Below are 20661 nucleotides of genomic sequence, written 5' to 3' on the forward strand. Positions count from 1 at the left end.
ATGGCCACCATCGTCATCGCGCCCCTGCCCGTGCCGGGTCACGTCAATCCCAGCCTGCGAATCGCGCGGTCGCTGCAGCGCCGGGGGCACCGGGTGCACTACCTGGGCATCCTGGAGCTGGAGGAGGAGGTGCGCGCGGAGGGCTTCGAGTTCACGCCCCTGTTCGCGGACGTCTTTCCCAAGGGGAAGCTGAGCGAGCTGCGCGCGACCGCGGCGCGGCTGAAGGGGCCCCGGCTCCTGTGGTTCCTGCGCACCCAGGCCGCGCGCTTCAACCAGGCCCTGAAGCGGATGGTGGACGGGGAGGTGGATGACGCCCTGCGGGGGCTGCGTCCGGACCTGCTCATCTGCGACGAGAAGCTCCGGCACCTCTCCGTCATCGGGCATGGCCTGGGCATCCCGGTGCTCCAGATGAACGTGACCATTCCCCCGGAACTCATTCCGCGCGAGGCCGGGGCGGAGCGCGGGCCGGGCCGCGGCGGCGCGATGCCGGGCGAGTGGCTCCTGACGGCGCTCGGGTTCTTTCCCCGCCTGAAGCCCTCGCTGCTGGCGCTCGCGCGCAAGCATCGCTATCCGCTGAAGGATGTCCGGGGCATGCCCGGCCTGGACCGCGCGCTCTCTCCGGAGCTGCTGCTGTGTCCTCGCGAGTTCGCGGAGGTCCGCGTACCGACCGCGCCGGGCGAATACTGCTACATCGAGCCGTGCATCGACCGGGATCGCCGCGAGCCTGACTTCCCGTGGGAGCAGCTCAACGGAGAGCGTCCGCTGGTCTTCTTCGCGCTCGGGACGCTCGCCGCGACGTCCGCGCACAACGTGCGCATCCTCCGGGAGGCCTTCCTGGCGGCCTCGCGGCGTCCGGACCTCCAGTTCGTCATCGCGGTGGGCTCGTCGATGGAGCCGTCGATGTTCGACGTGCCTCCCGGCGTCATCGCCGTGAAGGTCGCGCCCCAGTTGGGATTGCTGCGCAAGGCCGCGGTCATGGTGAACCACGCCGGCACGAACAGCGTGAAGGAGTGCATCGCGTTCGGCGTGCCCATGGTCTCCATCCCGCTCCAGTTCGATCAGCCGGACATCGGGCGGCTGGTCGAGCTGCACGGGGTGGGCCGGACGATCGCGCCTCGCGACTTCACCGCGGAGCGGCTGCTCACCGCGCTCGATGGCGTCCTCCAGGATCCGGCCTGCAAGCAGGCCTGTGAGCAGCTGCGGGGGCACTTCGTCCAGTCCGAGCAGACGCACGAGGCTGCGGGCCCCATCGAGGCGTTCATCCTCCAGCGCTCGGGCGCGATGCCCGAGCGCCGGCTGGCCTAGTTTCCGCCTCCCGCGCGCGCCGATCCCCGCCGCGGAAGCTCGCTCAAGCGCCGGTTGGGCGTCTCGAGGATGACGTCGATCAGGGCCTGGAAGTCCTCCGCCATGGCCGCGATGCGCTCGGGGTCGAACAGGTGGGCCCTGTATTCGAACGTGCCTCCCAGGTCCGCCGCGTCCTCGACGACGTTGAGCTTCAGGTCCGTCAGGGACTGTTCGCGCTGAAGCGGCAGCACGGAGACTGTCAGGTCCGCCACGGGGGCCGGTCGGTGCTGCTCCACGGCGGTGAAGGAGAACCCGACCTGCCAGGGCGGAGGCATCCTCGCCGCCAGTTCGGCGTGGGGAAGCCCCTGGTGCTGGAACGCCTCCAGGTACGTGCTCCGGACCCGGCGCAGGACGTCCACGAAGCCGGGGTCTCCCGTCAGGTCCGTGCGGACCACCAGGTAGCCCGCGAACATGCCCGGCATCTTCTCCAGCTCCGGACGCGGGCGGTTCGCGTGCGAGAAGCCGACGCAGACGTCCTCCTGCTCCGCATCCCGCGCGAGGAGCACCTGGAAGGCGGCGAGCAGTGACACGAACGGCGTGACGCCTTCCTTCCGGCTGAGCGCGCGCAGGGACCGGGCCTGGTCGGACGTCAGCTGGAAGGGCTGCGCGGCGCTTCCTCGCGCTTCGTCACCTGTCCTCGCCGGACGGTAGGGGAGCGCGAGCGCGGGGATCGGGGCCGCGAGCTTGCGGCTCCAGTACGCGCGCAGGGACTCCAGGGCTTCGTCCTGGAGCCAAGCGTGCTCCCAGCGGGTGAAGTCCCGGTACTGCAACGTGGGCTCGGGGAGCCGTGAGGGCAGCCCCTGGCGGCGCGTGGCGTAGAGCTCCGCCAGCTCTCCCAGGAGCAGGGCCGTGGACACGTAGTCCGTGATGGCGTGGTGCTGGAGGATGAAGAGCAGGTGCGCCTGCGCATCCAGGCGGTAGAGCCGGGCGCGGAACACGGGGCCCCGCTCCACGTCGAACGGCAGGCGCAGTTCCTCGTCGATCCTTCGCAGCGCCTCGGGCTCGCGCGCGGGCGAGGGCAGCTCCTCCAGCGTGATGACCTGGAGCCGCGCGTCTCCGTGCGGGGCGATGCGCTGCATGGGGATGCCGTCGATGCGGGGGAAGGACGTCCGGAGGATCTCATGGCGCCGGATGAGCTCATCGAGCGCTTCACCCAGAGCGCCAGCGTCGAGCGGGCCTTCCAGCCGGAACACCGCCGGGGTGGAGTGCGCGAGGTCCTCGGGGCCCTTCGCGGAATCCGACCAGTACACCTGCTGCCGCGTCGACAGGGGCATCAGCTCGCACGCGGGCGTGGGCGTGACGGGTGGGAGCCGCGGCCCATTCGTGCCTCGGAGCGAATCGATGTGCGCGGCGAGGGTCGCGATGGTCGGCTTCGCGAAGAAGTCCGTCAGCGACAACTCGAGGCCGAAGATTCCGCTCATGCGCGTGGCCGCCTGGGTGGCCATGAGTGAGTGGCCTCCCAGCTCGAAGAAGTCGTCGTCCACGCCCAGGGGCGCGCCCTGGAGGATGTCGCTCCACACTCCGGCGATGAGTTCCTCGGTCGGCGTGCGAGGCGGAGTGCGCTGACGCGTCCTGCGCTCTCCGCTGACCGCTTCGGGTTCCGGGAGCGCCTTGACGTCCAGCTTGCCGTGGGGCGTGAGCGGCAGTGCCGGGAGGGGGACCCACGCGGACGGCACCATGTAGTCCGGGAGCCGGCCCTTCATGAACGCGCGCAGGGGATCGATGGCGGCCGTGCCTTCGTCCTGCGTGACGAAGTAGGCCACGAGCCGCTTGCCTCCCGACGGATCGGGACGGGCGACGACGCAGGCCTCGTCCACGCCGGGGGCCTGGGCGAGCACGGCTTCAATCTCCCTCGGTTCGACGCGGAAGCCGCGGACCTTCACCTGATCATCCGCGCGTCCCACGAACTCCAGCTCTCCGGACGCGAGCACCCGCACGAGGTCTCCCGTGCGGTACAGCCGTGCTCCGGGCGTGGTGGAGAACGGCGAGGGGACGAAGCGCTCGGCCGTGAGGTCCGGACGCTCCAGATAGCCGCGCGCCAGACCCGCGCCTCCGACGTACAGCTCACCTGTGCTGCCCCGGGGGACGGGGTGGAGGCGGGCGTCGAGCACGTACACCCGCACGTTCGGCAGCGGACGGCCGATGCTCGGCCGCTCGATGTTCACGTCAGGGCTGATGCTCGCGCACACCGTCACCTCGGTGGGCCCGTAGGCGTTGAGCAGGCGCCGTCCCGGCTTCCACCTCGCGGCGATCTCCGGCGTGCACGCATCGCCCGCGGAGATGACCACCCGCAGCGCTTCCAGTCCGGCCGGGTCCAGTTGCGCCAGCACCGGCGGCGTGAGCGTCACGGTGGTGATGCCTTCGCGCTGGATCAGGTTGCGCAGCGGCGCCCCCGGCATCAGCGCGTCGCGCGGAGCCAGGTGGATGCAGCCGCCGCCCACGAGCGTGGCGAAGACCTCGGAGACGGAGGCGTCGAAGCCGAGCGCCGCGGCCTGGAGCACCCGGCTGCCGGACGTGATGTCGAACGCGGCCGCCTGGGCCAGGGCCGTGTTGCACAGGCCCTGGTGGGTGAGCAGGACGCCCTTGGGTTTCCCCGTCGAGCCCGAGGTGAAGATGACGTAGGCCAACGCACCCGGGGCCACGGCGACGTCCGGCGGCGTGTTCGGATGGCGCGCGATGCCCGCCCACTCCGTGTCCAGGCACACCGGCAGCTCGGAGCGCAGGGGGAGCTCATCCAGCACCGCGGCCTGCGTGAGCAGGACGGAGACCGCTGACTCCTGGAGCAGCAGGGAGAGCCGTTCGGTGGGGTAGCCGGGATCGAGCGGGACGAAGCCGCCCCCGGCCTTCAGCACGCCGAGCAGTGCCACCACCAGCTCCAGCGCCCGCTCCATGCAGACGCCGACGCGCACCTCGGGACCGACGCCCAGGCCTCGCAGATGGCGCGCGAGCTGGTTGGAGCGCCGGTCGAGCTCCGCGTACGTCAACGCCTGTCCCTGGAAGGACACCGCCAGCGCGTGCGGCGTGCGGCGCGCCTGTGCTTCGAAGAGCGCGTGCACGCGCAGGTCCGCGGGCAGCTCCGCGTCCGTGGCGTTCCATTCGACGAGGAGTTGGTGGCGCTCCGCGTCCGCGAGCACGGGCAGGGTGGCCAGCCGCGTCTCCGGTGTCGCGACAGCCACTTCCAGCACGCGCTGGTAGGCCTCCGCCATGCAGGCGATGGTCGCCGCGTCGAAGAGGTCCGTGCTGTATTCCCACACGCCGACGAGGCTGCCCTGGAACTCCTCCAGCACCAGGGTGAGGTCGAACTTGGAGGAGGCGTTCTCGAACGCTACGCCCCCCAGCGTCAGGCCGGGCAGCTTCAGCTCCGTGAGCGGCTGGTTCTGGAGCGCCAGCTTCACCTGGAACAGCGGCGTGTGGCCCAGGCTTCGCTCCGGGTTGAGCGCGCGGACGAGCTCCTCGAACGGCAGGTCCTGGTGCGCGTAGGCCTCCAGCGAGGCCTCGCGCACGCGGCGGATGAGCTCGCGGAAGCCCGGGTCACCGCCCAGCCGTCCTCGGATGACGAGCTGGTTCACGAAGAAGCCGATGAGGCCCTCCATGTCCGCGTGGTTGCGGCCGGCCACGTCGGTGCCCACGGTGAGGTCCTCCTGGCCCGTGTAGCGCGCGAGCAGGGCCTGGAAGCCGGCCATGAGCGTCATGAACAGCGTGGCGCCCTCCGCGCGGCTGAGGCCCTTCAGCGCTTCGACGAGCGCGGGCGGCAGCGTGGCGCGGTGGTGGGCGCCTCGCAGGCTCTGCGTCAGCGGGCGCGGCCGGTCCGTGGGCAGCGCCAGCACCGGCGGCACGTCCGCGAGCTGCCGCCGCCAGTAGTCGAGCTGGGCCTCCAGCACCTCGCCCTTCAGCCAGCCGCGCTGCCAGCTGGCGAAGTCCGCGTACTGGAGCACCGGCGGCGGCAGGGGCGAGGGCTGATCCGCGACGAAGGCGACGTAGAGCGCCATCAGGTCCCGGACGAGGATGCCCCGCGACCAGCCGTCGGAGATGATGTGGTGCATCACGAAGACGAGCACGTGCTCTCGCGCGGACAGCCGCAGCAGTGACACGCGCAGCAGCGGTGCCCGGGCCAGATCGAAGGACCCGCCCGCTTCATCGCTGACGTAGCGGAGGACCACCGAGTCCTGTTCCGGCCGGGGGACGTCCGACAGGTCCACGCGTCCCAGCGGGACCACCAGCTCCGCGGCGATGCGCTGCACGGGTTCGCCGTCCACCAGCTCGAAGCTCGTGCGCAGGCTCTCGTGACGGCGGACGATCTCCGCGATGCTGCGCTCGAGCACGTCCGCGTCGAGCTCGCCCTGCACCCGGATGGCGCCGGAGATGTTGTAGGCCGCGTTGCCGGGCCGCATCCGGTCCACCACCCAGAGGCGCTTCTGCGCGAAGGACAGCGGCAGCGCCTGTCCACGCGGGACGGGGACGATGGCCGGCCGGTCCACGCCCGTGCCCTGGCGCTGGAGGCGCTCGTCGATGCGCTCGGCCAGGGCCTCCACGGTCGGGTGCGCGAACAGCTCACGCAAGGGCAATTCCACGCCCAGCGCCGCGCGGATGCGTGACACGGCCTGGGTCGCGAGCAGCGAGTGGCCGCCCAGGTCGAAGAAGCTGTCGTGGATGCTCACGCGCTCCGCCGATAGGAGCCGCGCGAAGAGTCCGGCGAGGATCTCCTGCGTCGGTGTCCTCGGAGCCACGACAGGCTGATCGCCGCCGGCACCTCCGCGCCGCCGGGCCGCCGTCGCCGCGGGCATGAGCGCCGCGCGATCCACCTTGCCGTTGGGCGTGCGGGGCAGGGCGTCCACGGTGATGAAGGCGGACGGGAGCATGGGCTCCGGCAGCCGGGCCGCGAGGAACGCGGTCAGGTCGTTGTCGCCGGGCGCACCCACGTCGCTGGGGACGATGCAGGCCACGAGCCTCGCACCGCCGTCCGGTTCGGGAATCGCGAGCACCACGGCCGCGCGCACGCCAGGGTGCCGGGTCAGCGTGGATTCAATCTCTCCCAGCTCCACGCGGTTGCCGCGCACCTTCACCTGGTCGTCACGCCGGCCGACGAACTCCAGCGTGCCGTCCGCGCGCCAGCGGCCGTAGTCGCCCGTGGCGTAGAGCCTCGCGCCCATCCGGTCCGGGTCCGGGTGGGGGACGAAGCGCTCCGCGGTGAGGTCCGGCCTCCCGAGGAACCCGTGCGTCACGCCCTTTCCGCCGATGTGGATGTGGCCGACGACGCCGGTGGGCACGCGCTCGCCCGACGCGTCGAGCAGCAACACCTCCGCGTTGTCGATGGGGCGGCCCGCGGGCACCACGCCCGTGACGTCCTGGGGCGTCGCCCGGTGGAACGTGCTCGTCAGCGTGCACTCGGTGGGGCCGTACTGGTTGACGATGCCCACGTCCGGGCCGAAGACCGCGCGGGCCCGCTCGACGTCCGTGGCGAGGAGCCGCTCACCGCTGCAGAGGATGACGCGCACCGTGCGCAGGTCGCGCGGGCGCGTGTCCGCCGCCGCCAGCAGCAGGCGCAGCAGGCTGGGCACCACGCTGGGCAGCAGCGTCACCCGGTGGTGCTCGATGGTGGCGAGGAGTTCTTCTGGATCGCGCCCACGCTCGCCCTCGGCGAATACGACGGGGACGCCCATCAACACCGGCGCCAGCATGTCGCGCAGCGAGGCGTCGAACGAGGCCGAGGCCAGTTGCAGGGCGACATCCCCCGGGCCCGGCCTGTACGTGCGCTCCAGATAGCCCACGTAGTTCAGGATGCCGGCGTGGTGGCAGATGATGCCCTTGGGTCTGCCGGTGGAGCCGGATGTGTAGACCAGGTGCGAGATGTCATCGCCCTGGACCGAGACCGGCTGGAAGCCTTCGAGGGACGCGCTGGCGATGTCTTCGATGCGCACCGCGTGCCGCCGCCAGGCTTCCGGAAGCTGCTCGCTCCGGGGACCGTCCGTGACGACGACCCGAGGGCTCGCATCCTCGAGCATGTACGCGATGCGCTCCGCCGGATAGCCCGGGTCGAGCGGCACGTAGGCGCCTCCCGCTTCGAACACGCCCAGCAGGGTGGAGAGCAGCTCGGGCGAGCGGGGGAGGAAGACGGCGACCGGCGTCCCGCGACGGACTCCGAGCCGCGCCAGCTCGGCGGCCATGCGCCGGGCCTCGCGCGCGAGGTCCGCGTAGCTCACGGTGCGTGCGCCCATGAGGGCGGCGGGCGATGCCGGTGCGCGCTCCACGTGGCCGTGGAAGCGCTCGAGGATGGACCGGGGCGGGGGCGGCTCGCGCACGCCTGACTCCAGGCGCTGGAGCTCGCGACGCTCGTCCGTGGACAGCAGGGGGACTCCGTCCACACGCTGGTCGGGCTTCGCGACCACGGCCTCCAGGAACACGCGCAGGTGTTCCAGCAGGCGGCGCGCGGTGGCGGCGTCGAACAGCGCCGTCGCGTAGCGCAGCGTGCCTCGCAGGCCTTCGGGGGTCTCCATGAAGGAGAGGCTCAAGTCGAAGCGGGCCGCCTCCTCCGCTCCCGCGAGCGGGCGCAACGTCAGGCCTCCGGGCAGGGCCAGCTCGGGCACCGGCGCGTTCTGGAGGATGAGCAGGACCTGGAACAGCGGCGACCGGCTGCGGTCCCGCGGCGGCGCCAGCGCTTCCACCAGCTTGTCGAAGGGAATGTCCTGGTGCGCGTACGCGGCCAGCGTCACCTCGCGCACGCGTCCCACCAGTTCGCGGAACGTGGGGTTGCCCGACAGGCGCGTGCGCAGCGCGAGCGTGTTGATGAAGAAGCCGACGGTGCCTTCGAGCTCCTTGCGGTTGCGTCCCGCGATCGGCGTTCCCACCACGATGTCGTCCTGGCCCGAGTGCCGGGCGAGGACCGCCTGGAAGCCCGCGAGCAGCACCATGAACAGCGTGGCGCCTTCACGACGGCTCAGCTCCTTCAGTCCGTCCGTGAGCTCCCGGGGCAGGTCCAGCGGCTGGCTCGCGCCGTCGTAGGACGGTGTCGCCGGACGGGGACGGTCCGTGGGCAGCTCCAGCGCCGGAGGGGCTCCGGCCAACTGGCCGCGCCAGTGTGTCAGCTCCGCCTCCAGCACTTCACCCTGGAGCCGCTCGCGCTGCCAGCGGGCGAAGTCCGCGTAGCTCCGGGTCAGCTCCGGCAGCCGGGGCCGCCGGCCCTCCGCGAAGGCCGCGTAGAACTCCGCCAGCTCTCCGATGACGAGGCCCAACGACCAGGCGTCGAACACGCTGTGATGCACGGTCAGGGTGACGATGTGCGCTCGCGCGCCCGGCTTGATGAGCGCGGCGCGGATGAGCGGCCCCTGCTCCAGGTTGAAGGGTCGGTGCCCTTCCGCCTCGGCGATGCGGCGTGCTTCCCCGGCCCGCGCGGACTCCGGCAGGCCGCGCAGGTCGATGATGGGCACCTCCAGGTCCAACCGGGGCGCGATGACCTGGAAGACCTGGTCGCCGTCCTCCACGAACGTGGTCCGGAGGGATTCGTGACGGGCCACCAGCGCCTGGAGGCTGCGCACCAGGGCGCTCACGTCCAGGTCCCCGTCGCATTGGAGGGCGGTGTGGATGGAGTAGACCGAGGTGCCCGGCTCCAGGCGCTCCCAGAACCAGAGGCGCTGCTGGGCGAAGGACAGCGGGGCCCTCGTGGGGCCGGAGGCCGCGACGGGGGCTTCGGCCGCGGCAGCGGGACTGGTGGGTTCCGCCATGCCCCGGCTCGCGGTGATGGCCTGGGCGAGCCCCGCCACCGTGGGCGTTTCGAACAGCGTCCGGATGGGCAGCTCGACGCGGTAGGTCTCTCGCAGGCGGGACAGCAGCTGCGTGCCCAGGAGCGAGTGACCGCCGAGCTCGAAGAAGCTGTCGTGGATCCCCACCGGCGTCACGCCGAGGAGCTCCTGCCACACGTCCGCGAGTTCCTTCTCCAGCGTGTCGCGCGGCGCCACGTAGCCGGTGGGCAGCTCCGGCCGCGCGTGCGAGGCCGCGCTTGTCAGCTCCCGCTTCGCCGCCGCCGGTTGGATCCACGTGGCCCTGCGCGCGGCGAGGTCTCCCGTCGACACGACCCAGCGACGGACGTCTCCCGCCAGCACGCGGCGGAACGCGGCGACGCCTTCCGCGAGCGTGAGCGCCATCCGCTCAGGCTCGAGCGCGTCCTCCTCGCTCCAGCCGTCCCAGTCCACGCTGAACCAGGGCGTGTCGTCGTGGCGTGCCTGGTGCGCGGCGAAGGCGTCCAGGAACAGGTTGGCCGCGGAATAGGCCGCGAACCCGATGCCGCCCAGCACTGCCGCCAGGGATGACTGCAACAGCACGAAGTCCAGGGGCCGGCCTCGCAGCGCCTGCTCCAGGAGCCGCGTGCCCCGCACCTTCGCCGCGAACTGCTCCGCGTGCCGCTCCTCGTTGGCTTCGAGCGTGGGCACGTGGGCGCTGGCCCCCAGGCTGCCCGCCGAGTGGATGACGCCATGGAGCGCGCCGAAGCGGGTCTCGGTTCGCGCGAGCACCCGCGCCAGGTCCTTCTCGTCGCCGACGTCCGCGCGGAGAACCAGGAGCTCGGCGCCGCGCCGCTCCAGTTCGCGCAGGCGGCGGATGCGCTGGGACGTGGTGTCTTCCTCAGCGTGGGCCTGGAGCCACGCGTCCCATTCCTCACGCGCGGGGAACGCGGACCTGCCCACGAGCACCAGCCGGGCCTGGAACGCGGTGGCGAGCTCCTCGGCCAGGGCCATGCCGATGCGCCCGAGTCCGCCCGTGAGGAGATAGACGCCCCGCTCGCGCAGCAGGCCCGTGCCGGGTTCCGGCGGGCGCGCGCGCTCGTAGGTCTCCGTCCAGCGGCGGCCCTTGCGGTACGCGATGACCGGCTCGGTGGCTTCCGCTCGCAGCTCCTGGGCCAGATGTTTCGCGAGCCGTGCGGTCCCCAGTTCCGTGGGGTCGATGTCGATGGCGCGCACGCGCAGCGCCGGGAAGTGCTCCTGCGGCAGGACGCGGCACGCGCCCACCAGGAGCGCGCTTTCAGGCCGCAGGGACTCATTGCCCGTGACGTCCTGGGCTCCCGTGGTGATGACGCTCAGCTCAATGGATTCCGTGCCACCCCGCGCGTGCAGCGCCTGCGTCAGGTGGAGCAGGTCGTGGAAGCCGCGCACTGCTTCGTCGAGGGCCGTGCTCTCAGCGCGCACGTTCCCCAGGTGGAGGATCCGTTCAGGCTTCCAGCCTTCGGCGTCCAGGTCCGCGAGCAGCCGCGCATAGGCCTCCGGCTGCCCAGGCGGGAGGGTGAAGCGCCGGGGGCCCTGGCGGCTGAAGGCGTCCGCCGTGGCGACCCGGACGACGTCCTCGCCCGCGGCCTCCAAGTGATCCGCGAGCGCAGGTCCCAGGCTGGCGTCGAGGAACACCAGCCAGCGCGCGGAGGACGTGCGCGGGACAGGCGGGGCCGTCTGCTTCCAGCCCGGGACATAGAACCAGTCGGACAGCGCGCCTTCCTTGCGCGCGAGCCCCGCGGATGCCGCGCGTGCGAGTGCCGGTGCGCTGGCGGGACGCGCGTCGATCCAGTAGCGCTCCCGTTGGAAGGGGTAGGTGGCCAGGGGGAGCCGGCGGCGGTGCTCCGCGGGCTGGAGCCCGTTCAACTCCAACGTGGCCCCGGCGATCCACAACCGGCCCACGGTCTCCAGGAAGCGCTCCCGGTCGGAGACCGTTTCGCGCGGGTGGCGCAGGGTGGACAGGAGCGTGGGCTGTGGCTGCCCCTGGGGCCGCGCCGCCTGCCGCACCAGCGCGCCGAGCGTGGTGCCCGGGCCGACCTCCAGGAACACGTTCGACGGATCCTCGAGCAGCCGCTGCACGCCGTCCGAGAAGCGCACGCCCTGGCGCAGGTGCTCCACCCAGTAGCCCGGATCCGTGGCCTCCTTCTCGGTGATCCACGTGCCGGTCAGGTTCGAGACGAACGGCCTGCGCGGCCGGGACAGCTTCACGCCGCGCACCTTCACGGCGAACGCGTCGAGGATGGGGTCCATCATCGCCGAGTGGAAGGCGTGCGACGTGTGCAGCCGGCGGAAGGCGACCTTGCGCCGGGTGAGCTGCGCCTCCAGCGCCTCCACCATCTCCGTGGGCCCCGAGGCCACGCAGAGCGAGGGTGCGTTGACCGCGGCGATGAAGAGCGCCGGGCCCAGCAGGGGCCGCAGCTCGGCCTCCGGCAGCGCGACGGACACCATCGCGCCCTCGGGGAGCGACTGCATCAGTTGACCGCGCGCCGTCACCAGCGCGAGCGCGTCCTCCAGCGACAGCACCCCCGCGAGGCACGCGGCGACGTACTCGCCCACGCTGTGACCGAGCATTCCCTGGGGCGTCACGCCCAGCGAGCCCCACAGCTTCGCCAGCGCGTATTCGATGACGAAGAGCGCGGGCTGGGTGACCTCGGTCCGGGTGAGCCGCGCCTCCGCCGCCTCGATGTCCGCTCCCTGGGGCGGGAACAGCACCTCGCGCAGGTCGAAGCCGAGCAGGGGCTTCAGGCGGTTGCAGCAGTCGTCCAGGTGCTTGCGGAAGACCGGCTCGGAGGCGTGGAGCTCCCGGCCCATGCCCACGTACTGGCTGCCCTGTCCGGGGAAGAGGAACACGACGGGGCGCGTGGAGGCCTCCTGGACCTCCGTCCTCAGGCGCTGCGCGGTCTCCGGCCCCGGTGCGCCCAGCACCGTGAGCGCGTCGTTCGTGTCGCGGCAGAGCAGCACGCGGCGGTGCTCGAACCGCTGGCGCCCCGCCTGGAGGGTGTGGGCCACCTGGGCCAGCTCCGCTTCCGGGTGCTGCTCCAGCCAGGCCCGGAGGTTCTGCGTGGCGGCCTCCAGGGCCGGAGCGGTGCGCGCGGACAGAGGCAGCAGTTGCCAGGCACGGCCGGGCGCCTTCGCCAGCTCCCGGGGAGGCGCCTCTTCGAGGATGACGTGCGCGTTCGTCCCGCCGATACCGAACGAGCTCACGCCCGCGCGCAGGGGCGCACCGTCCGACGCCCAGGGGCGCAGCGTCCCGTTGATGAAGAACGGGCTGTTGGCCAGGTCGAGCCGGGGGTTGGGCGTCTCCGTGTGGAGGCTGGGCGGCAGCTCGCGGTGCTGGAGGGCGAGCACCGTCTTGATGAGCCCGGCGATGCCGGCGGCGGCGTCCAGGTGCCCGATGTTGGTCTTCACCGAGCCAAGCGCGCACCGCGCCGTCGCACCGGGCTTGAGCCTGGAGCGGAAAGCCTTGGCGAGCGCCGTGACCTCGATGGGATCGCCCAGGGGCGTGGCCGTCCCGTGCGCCTCCACGTAGGTCACCGTCTCCGCAGGCACGTCCGCCAGGCCCAGGGCTTCGGCGATGACGGCGGATTGTCCCTCGACGCTGGGGGCGGTGTAGCCCAGCCGCGCCTCGCCGTCGTTGTTGATGGCGGAGCCCCGGATGACGGCCAGGATGGTGTCGCCGTCCGCGAGTGCGTCCGCCACGCGCTTGAGCACGACGACGCCCGCGCCCGAGCCCCGCACGGTGCCAGCGGCTCGCGCGTCGAAGGTCCGGCAGTGCCCGTCCGGCGAGACGACGCCGCCCTCCTGATAGGGGTAGCCGGTGCGCTGGGGCGTGGCGATGGAGACGCCGCCCGCCAGGGCGACGTCGGATTCACCCGTCAGCAGGCTCTGACACGCGAGGTGGACCGCGACCAGCGAGGACGAGCACGCCGTCTGCACCGCGATGCTCGCGCCGCGCAGCCCCAGCTTGTGGGAGACGCGCGGCGGCAGGAAGTCCTTGTCGTTGCTCAGCGTGACCTGGAACGTGCCCATCGCCTGGAGGACGTCCGGGCGGGACAGCAGGTTGCTGTACATGTACGAGGACGGTCCCGCGCCGCCGAAGACGGAGACGAGCCCGCGGAACGCACGCGTCGCGTAGCCCGCGCGCTCCAGCGCCTCCCAGCAGACCTCCAGGAAGACGCGGTGCTGGGGATCCAGCACCTCCGCGTCGCGCGGACTGAAGTCGAAGAAGCCCGCGTCGAAGCGGTCCACGTCGTCCAGCACGAAGCCCGCGCGCACGTAGCCGGGCTGGTGGATGCGCGCCGGGTCCGCGCCGTCGGCGATCATCTCGGCGTCGGTGAACTCCGTGCGCGCCTCGACGCCACGGCGCAGGTTGTCCCAGAACTGCTCAAGCGTCGAAGCCTGGGGGAACCGCCCGGCCATGGCGATGATCGCCACGCCTTCCGGACGGGATGCGGAGCGCTCGGAGGTGTCACTCATGGGAATCCTCGGGTTCGCCGTCCAGGTCGGACTCGGTGGGGTCGGCGCGGCCCCTTCGGCGGGCCTGTTGCCGCGAGAGCAGGGCGCGCCGCGTGTCGAAGCGCTCCTCGTCGGCGGCGGCGGTTTCCGTGGCGGGCGGCGCGGCTTCCGTGGCGCGGCGCAGGTGGGCCGCGAGCGCGGCCACGCTCTGGTGCTGGAACAGCTCCACCAGGGGGAGCTGCATGCCCAGCGCGCCCTGGAGCTTGCTGTGGATCTGCACGAGCGACAGCGAGTTGCCGCCCAGGTCGAAGAACCCGTCGTGCAGGCCGACACGCGGCACGTTGAGCACCTCCTGCCAGATGCCCGCGACGGTCCGCTCGATGTCGTTGCGCGGCGCCTCGTACGGGGTCGCCGTGCCCAGCTGTCCCGCGTCGGGGGCCGGCAGCGCCTTGCGGTCCAGCTTGCCGCTCGACGACAGCGGTAGGGACTCCAGCGCCACGAAGGTCGCGGGGACCATGTACTGCGGCAGCCGCCGCGCCAGGTGTTCGCGAAGCTGCGAGGCCTGGAGCTCCTGACCGCTGCTCACGACGTAGGCGACCAGCCGGCGTGCTCCGGCGTCGTCGCGCACCACCGCGGCGGCGTCCTTCACGGCCGGGTGCTCGCGCAGCACGGACTCCACCTCGCCCAGCTCGATGCGCAGGCCGCGCAGCTTCACCTGGGCGTCGGCGCGTCCCAGGTATTCGAGCTCACCGTTGGCGCGCCAGCGGACCACGTCGCCCGTGCGGTACAGGCGCGACCCGGGCTCCTGGCCGAACGGATCCGGGATGAACCGCTCCGCCGTCAGCTCCGGACGTCCGCCGTAGCCGCGGGCCACGCCGGGCCCACCCACGAACAGCTCGCCCGCCACGCCCACGGGGACGGGCCGCAGGCGCGCGTCCAGCACGTACACCCGCACGTTCGGGAAAGGCCGGCCGATGGTGGGCGCCTCCGGGTCCACCGCGTCGTTGATGGAGGCGCAGATGGTCACCTCCGTGGGGCCGTAGGCGTTGAGCAGCTTCCGGCCACGGCTCCAGCGGCGGGCCACCTCGGGCGGGCAGGCCTCGCCGGCGGAGATGACCGTGGTGAGGGCGGGCAGGCCCTCCGGATCCAGCTGCGCCAGCACCGACGGCGTCAGCGTCACCGCCGTGATGGCCTGGCTTGCCAGCACCGCGTGGAGCGGAGGTCCGGGCAGGATGGCCTCGCGCGGCGCCAGGACCAGCGTCGCGCCCGCCAGCAGCGTGGCGAAGACCTCGCACACCGACGCGTCGAACCCGATGGGGGCGAACTGGAGCACGCGGCTCTCCGGATGGAAGCCATGGGCCTCCACCGCCGCGAGCGCCGTGTTGCGCAGGCCGCGATGCGTGAGCAGCGTGCCCTTGGGCCGGCCCGTCGAACCCGACGTGTAGATGAGGTACGCCAGGGTGTCCGGGTGGATGGCGCTGGCGGGAGGCGTCTCCGGCATCCCCTGCGACAGGGGTGCGCCGGGCTCCAGTACGTGCACCGCCACGCCCAGCGCGGCCAGGTCCTTCGCCAGCGGCGGCTGGGTCAGCGCCAGCCGGGCTCCGCTGTCCTCGAGCATGTACGCCAGCCGCTCGCGCGGGAAGCTCGGGTCGAGCGGCACGTACGCACCGCCCGCCTTGAGCACCGCGAGGATGCCCACCACCAGCTCCACCGACCGCTCCAGGCACAGCGCGACGCGGACCTCGGGGCCCACGCCCAGCGCCATCAGCTTGTGCGCGAGCTGGTTCGACCGCCGCTCCAGCTCGCGGTAGCTCACCCGCTGGTCCTGGAACAGCAGCGCGGTCGCATCCGGAGAACGCGCCGCCCACTGCGCGAACCGCTCGTGCGCGAGGCCGTCGGGGAAGGGCACCACCGTGGTGCTCCAGCCCGTGAGCACTTCACGCCGCTCGGACTCGGAGAGCAGGTCCACGGAAGAAGGCCGCCGCCCCGGATCCGCGAGCACGCCTTCGAGCAGCGCCACCAGGTGCGCGTCCATCCGCTCGAGCGTCGCCCGGTCGAAGAGCTGGGTGTTGTACTCCATGGCCCCGGTCAGCGCGCCGTCCTCTTCCATGAGCGTGAGGCTCAGGTCGAAGCGCGCGGTGGGCAGGTCCGGCTCCAGCGGAGCCACCGCCAGCCCCGGCAGCGCGAGCGTCGGCTGCGCCGTGTTCTGGAGCGCGAACAGGACCTGGAACAGCGGCGTGCGGCTGAGGTCTCGCTCCGGGTGGAGCGCTTCGACGACCTTCTCGAACGGCACGTCCTGGTGGGCGTAGGCGCCCAGGGTGACGTCACGCACGCGTCCCAGCAGCTCACGGAAGGTGGGCTCGCCGGCGAGGCTCGTGCGCAGCACCAGCGTGTTCACGAAGAAGCCGATGAGCGGCTCGGTCTCCTCGCGCGTGCGCCCGGCGATGGGGGAACCCACGCTGACGTCGTCCTGTCCGGCGTACCGGCCGAGCAGGGACTGGAAGGCCGCGAGCAGCGTCATGAAGGGCGTGACCCCCTCCTCACGGCTCACGGTCCGCACGCGCGCGGACAGTTCCGCGGACCACCGGATGCGGTGGCTCGCGCCGTTCGAGGTGCGCACCGGGGGACGCGGACGGTCCGTGGGCAGCTCCAGCGCGCGGGGCGCCCCGGCCAGGTGGGCCTTCCACCAGGCCAGCTGCGCGTCCAGGACTCCGCCCTCCATCCACTGACGCTGCCAGAGCGCGTAGTCCGCGTACTGGATGGGCAGCGGCGCGAGCGTAGAGGGCTCCTCGCGACGGCGGGCCTCGTAGAGGGTGGCCATCTCCCGCACGAACACGCCCACGGACCAGCCGTCGGAGATGATGTGGTGCATCGTCATCATCAGGACGTGCGCGTCCTGGGCGCACTCCATCAGCACCGCCCGGATGAGGGGCCCGCGCGACAGGTCGAACGGACGGCGGACCTCCTCGGCGCACCGGCGCAGGGCGGCTGCTTCGCGCTCCTCGGGCGTGCCGTCCAGACGCACGCGTTCGAGGATGGACGGAAGGTCCCCGGCGATGACCTGGTAGGGCATGCCTTCCTGCATCGCGAAGGTGGTGCGCAGGCTCTCGTGGCGGCGCACCACCTCCGACAGGCTCCACTCCAGCGCGTCCACGTCGAGCGGTCCGTTCAGCCGCATCGCCTGGGAGAGGGTGTAGTTCGCGCTGCCGGGCTCCAGCCGGTCGAGGAACCACAGGCGCTGCTGCGCGAACGACAGCGGCAGCCGTTCCCCTCGTGGCATCAGCGTGAGCGCCGGGATGCCGGGCGCGCCCTGCTCGCGCTTCAAGGCCTCCACGCGCGTGGCCAGGTGCTCCGGCGTCGCCGCCTGGAACAGCTCCCGAAGGGGGAGCTCCACGCCGAAGGCGCCGCGCAGCCGGGACACCAGCTGCGTGGCCAGGAGCGAGTGTCCGCCCAGGTCGAAGAAGCTGTCGCGGATGCCCACGGTCTCCACGCCGAGCAGCCGCGAGAAGAGGCCCACGAGGAGCTCCTCCGTCGGGGTCCGCGGCGGGGCGGCGCCTTCGACGCTCGCGAAGGCGCGCGCGTCCGGGGCGGGCAGGGCCTTGCGTTCGACCTTGCCGCTGGTGGACACCGGCATCGCGTCCATCGCGACGAACGCCGCGGGCACCATGTAGTCCGGTAGCCTTTCGAGCATCCAGTGCCGCAGCCGCGCCGCGGATGGCACCGCTTCGCGGCCCACGACGTAGCCGATGAGCCGGCGGTCTCCCGCCACGTCCTGCACCGTGACGACCGCCTCCTTCAGCGCGGGATGCGAGCCGAGCACCGCTTCGACCTCGCCCAGCTCGATGCGGAAGCCGCGGATCTTCACCTGGCCATCGAGCCGGCCCAGGAACTCCAACCGGCCATCGGCCCGCACGCGGGCGCGGTCGCCCGAGCGGTACATGCGCGCTCCGGCGGGGCCATGCGGATCCGGCAGGAAACGCTCGGCCGTCAGGTCCGGCCGGTTCAGGTAGCCCTGGGCGATGCCGCCGCCCGCGAGGAACATCTCACCGGGCACGCCCGCCGGCACCGGCCGCAGGGACGCGTCCAGGACGTAGACGCGCGCTCCGGAGATGGCGCGGCCAATCGTGGGCAGACCTTCCTCGGTGCCCTCGGGCGCCACGACGTCGCAGGTGGCGAGGACCGTCACCTCGGTGGGGCCGTACACGTTGAGGAAGCGGTACCGGGCCCCCGCGGGGGGACGCCGGCGCAGTTGGTCGCCACCGACGCTGATGATGCGCAGGGTGTGGTGCTCCGGGAGGCGCTCCCCAAGGACGAGCTCCCCGAGCGCCGTGGTGAAGAACACCGTCTGGATGGCGGCGTCCGCGAGCCAGCGCGCGATCGCGGCGGGATCCGCGCGCACCGCCTCCGGGACGATGACCAGCGTCGCGCCAGACGCCAGCTTGGGCCAGATCTCCAGCACCGACGCATCGAAGGCCGGAGAGGCCAGCACGGCCGCGCGGTCACCAGGGCCGACGGGCATGTCCACCTGATGCCAGTCCGTCAGGTGGGCCAGCGAGCCGTGTGAGACGGTGATGCCCTTGGGGACGCCCGTCGTGCCCGACGTGAAGATGACGTAGGCGGGCGAGGACGGCGGCGGGTCCGCGGGCAGGGCCGTGGCTCCCGGCGCGGCATCGGCGCCGGGCGTCGTGCCATCCGCGAAGAGCACCCGCGGCGACGGCGGAATGCGCGCCGCGTGCGCTGGGGTGGTCACGATGGTCGTGGCCTGGGACTCCGCGAGGAGGGTATGCAGGCGCGCGTCTGGCAGCGTGGGATCGAGCGGCATGAACACGCCTCCCGCCCGGAGGATGGCCAGCTGCGCGACGATCATCGACGCCGAGCGCTCCATCAGCACCGCGATGGGACGGATGTTTCCGGAGGACGGACGCGGCAGCACGCGCGCGAGGCGCGTGGCTTCACGGTCGAGCTGCGCGTAGGTGAGGACGTGCTCTCCGTCGATGATCGCGGGCGCGGAGGGCGTGCGGTCCACCCAGCCCTGGATGCGCGGGAGCACGCCCGGGGAGTCGTGGGCGGGGAGGACGGTGGCATCGACGGCGTCGGTCGCGAGCGCACGCGTCAGCTGGGAGAGCCGATCCTCCGGCGCGGCCACGATGGCCTCCAGCAGCACGCGCAGCCGCGCCGCCATCCGGTCGATCGTGCCGGGGTCGAACAGGTCCGTGTCGTATTCGATGACGCCGTCGAAGCCGTCCGGCCCGTCGCGCAGCGACAGCGAGAGGTCGAACTTGGAGGCCTGGCTGCCGGTGGGCAGCTCACGGAAGACGAGCCCGGGGAGCGCCAGCTCGGATGTCGACGCGTCCTGGAGCGCGAACACCACCTGGAAGAGGGGCGGATGGCTCAGGCTTCGCTCGGGCCGCAGCTCCTCCACGAGCTTGTCCAGCGGCACGTCCTGGTGGGAGTACGCCGCCAGCGTCACCTCGCGCACCCGGTACAGCAGGTCCAGGAACGTGGGATCTCCCTCGGTGTTCGCCCGCAGGACGAGCGTGTTCACGAAGAAGCCGATGAGGCCTTCGACCTCCTCGCGCGTGCGTCCGGCGATCGGTGTTCCCACGCAGAAGTCGTGCTGGCCGGAGAGGCGCGACAGCAACGTCTGGAACGCCGTCAGCAGCACCATGAACGGCGTGGCCCCTTCGCTCTGGCCCAGCTCCTTCACCCGCTCGGACAGGTCCCGGGACAGGGCCAGCGGATGGATGGCGCCCCGGTACGCGCGAACGGGCGGCCTCGGGCGGTCCGTGGGCAGCTCCAGCAGCGGCGGCGCGCCCGCGAGCGTCTTGCGCCAGTAGTCGATCTCCGCGTAGAGCGCCGGCCCCTCCATCCACCGCCGCTGCCAGGCCGCGTAGTCGACGTACTGGAAGGGGAGGGGCTCGAGGGGCGAGCCGCGTCCCTGCGTGAAGGCCTCATAGAGTGCCGCCACCTCGCGGATGAGCACTCCGGTGGACCAGCCGTCGGAGATGATGTGGTGCAGCGTCACCAGCAGCAGGAACGCGCGGTCGTCCCGCTGGATCAGCGTGACGCGCAGCAGGGGCCCTCGCTGAAGGTCGAACGGCGTGCGGCCTTCTTCCGCCATCAGGCGGGCTTCCTCGGCGGCGCGCTCCGCCGGGGGGAGTCCGCGCAGGTCCACGTGGCGCAGCGGCGCCGTGGCGTCCGGGGAGATGACCTGGACCGGCTCGCCGTGCTCGGCGCGGAACGTCGTCCGCAGCGCCTCGTGGCGCTCCACCAGTGACGCGAAGGCGCGCTCGAGCGCGGCCACGTCCAGGCGGCCGTCGATGCGCACCGCCGCCGGGATGTTGTACGACGCGCTCCCCGGCTCCAACTGATCCATGAACCACAGGCGCTGCTGGGCGAACGACAGGGGCAGCACGCCATCGCGGGGGATGCGCGACATGGCGGTCCACCGGGTGTCGGCGCTGGCGTCGATGGCGCGCTCGACGTGGCCGGCGAGCGCGCTCACGGTGGGCGCCTCGAAGAGGGTCCCCACCGGCAGCTGGATGCGGAAGGCCTCGCGGATGCGCACGGCCGCCCGGGTCGCCGTCAGGGAGTGGCCGCCGAGCGCGAAGAAGTCATCCTCCCTGCCCATGCGCGGCACGCCCAGCACCCGGGCGAGGATCTCCGCGAGCCGTTCCTCCACCGGCGTCGCGGGAGGGACGTAGGCCGTGCCCGGCGTGGCCTCGTCCGCGTCCACGGTGGGCAGCGCCCGGCGGTCCACCTTGCCGTTCACGGTGAGGGGCAGCGCCGCCAGCGACAGGAACGCGGAGGGCACCATCGGGTCCGGCAGCCGCGTGAGCAACCAGCGCCTCAGCTCCAGCGGATCCGGCATCGCGTCGTGGGGCACGACGTACGCCACCAGCTTGCGGTCCCCGCCCGCGTCGCGGACGACCACGGCCGCCTCACGCACCGCCGCGTGCTCCGCCAGCACCGCTTCAATCTCTCCCAGCTCGATGCGGAAGCCGCGCACCTTCACCTGGTCGTCGACGCGGCCCTGGTACTCGAGCTGCCCGTCGGCGCGCCAGCGCACGATGTCGCCCGTGCGGTAGAGGCGCTGGCCCGGCGTGGAGGC

The 20661-nt window shown here is 72.4% G+C and carries 3 protein-coding genes (1 of these 3 running past the window's edge); 1 reads left to right on the forward strand and 2 read right to left on the reverse strand.

The genetic code is table 11. The features are described 5' to 3' along the window. A complete protein-coding gene (locus ACX114_RS19005) occupies positions 1 to 1305 on the forward strand; it encodes a nucleotide disphospho-sugar-binding domain-containing protein (RefSeq protein ID WP_459299705.1) in 1305 nt (434 codons plus the stop codon). On the opposite strand, the gene ACX114_RS19010 is transcribed toward ACX114_RS19005, so the two are convergent. Both ACX114_RS19010 and ACX114_RS19015 read right to left on the reverse strand, forming a co-directional pair. Then, positions 1302 to 13571, reverse strand: coding sequence for an amino acid adenylation domain-containing protein (locus ACX114_RS19010; protein WP_459299707.1), 12270 nt, complete (start codon positions 13569 to 13571; stop codon positions 1302 to 1304). The two genes, ACX114_RS19005 and ACX114_RS19010, sit on opposite strands and share 4 nt — an antisense overlap. Next, on the reverse strand, positions 13564 to 20661 hold the end of the coding sequence (locus ACX114_RS19015) for a non-ribosomal peptide synthase/polyketide synthase (protein WP_459299709.1). Its footprint extends 10905 nt past the window's final position; 7098 of the gene's 18003 nt are visible here — the last part of the coding sequence; the start codon falls outside the window, past its right edge; its stop codon occupies positions 13564 to 13566. The genes ACX114_RS19010 and ACX114_RS19015 overlap by 8 nt, the downstream gene beginning before the upstream one ends.

The organism is Corallococcus sp. M7, from assembly GCF_054512695.1.

Excerpts from the sequence above, each read along its gene's own strand:
- ACX114_RS19005 (WP_459299705.1), top strand. The coding sequence starts at position 1 with ATGGCCACCATCGTCATCGCGCCCCTGCCCGTGCCGGGTCACGTCAAT.
- ACX114_RS19010 (WP_459299707.1), bottom strand. The coding sequence starts at position 13,571 with ATGAGTGACACCTCCGAGCGCTCCGCATCCCGTCCGGAAGGCGTGGCG.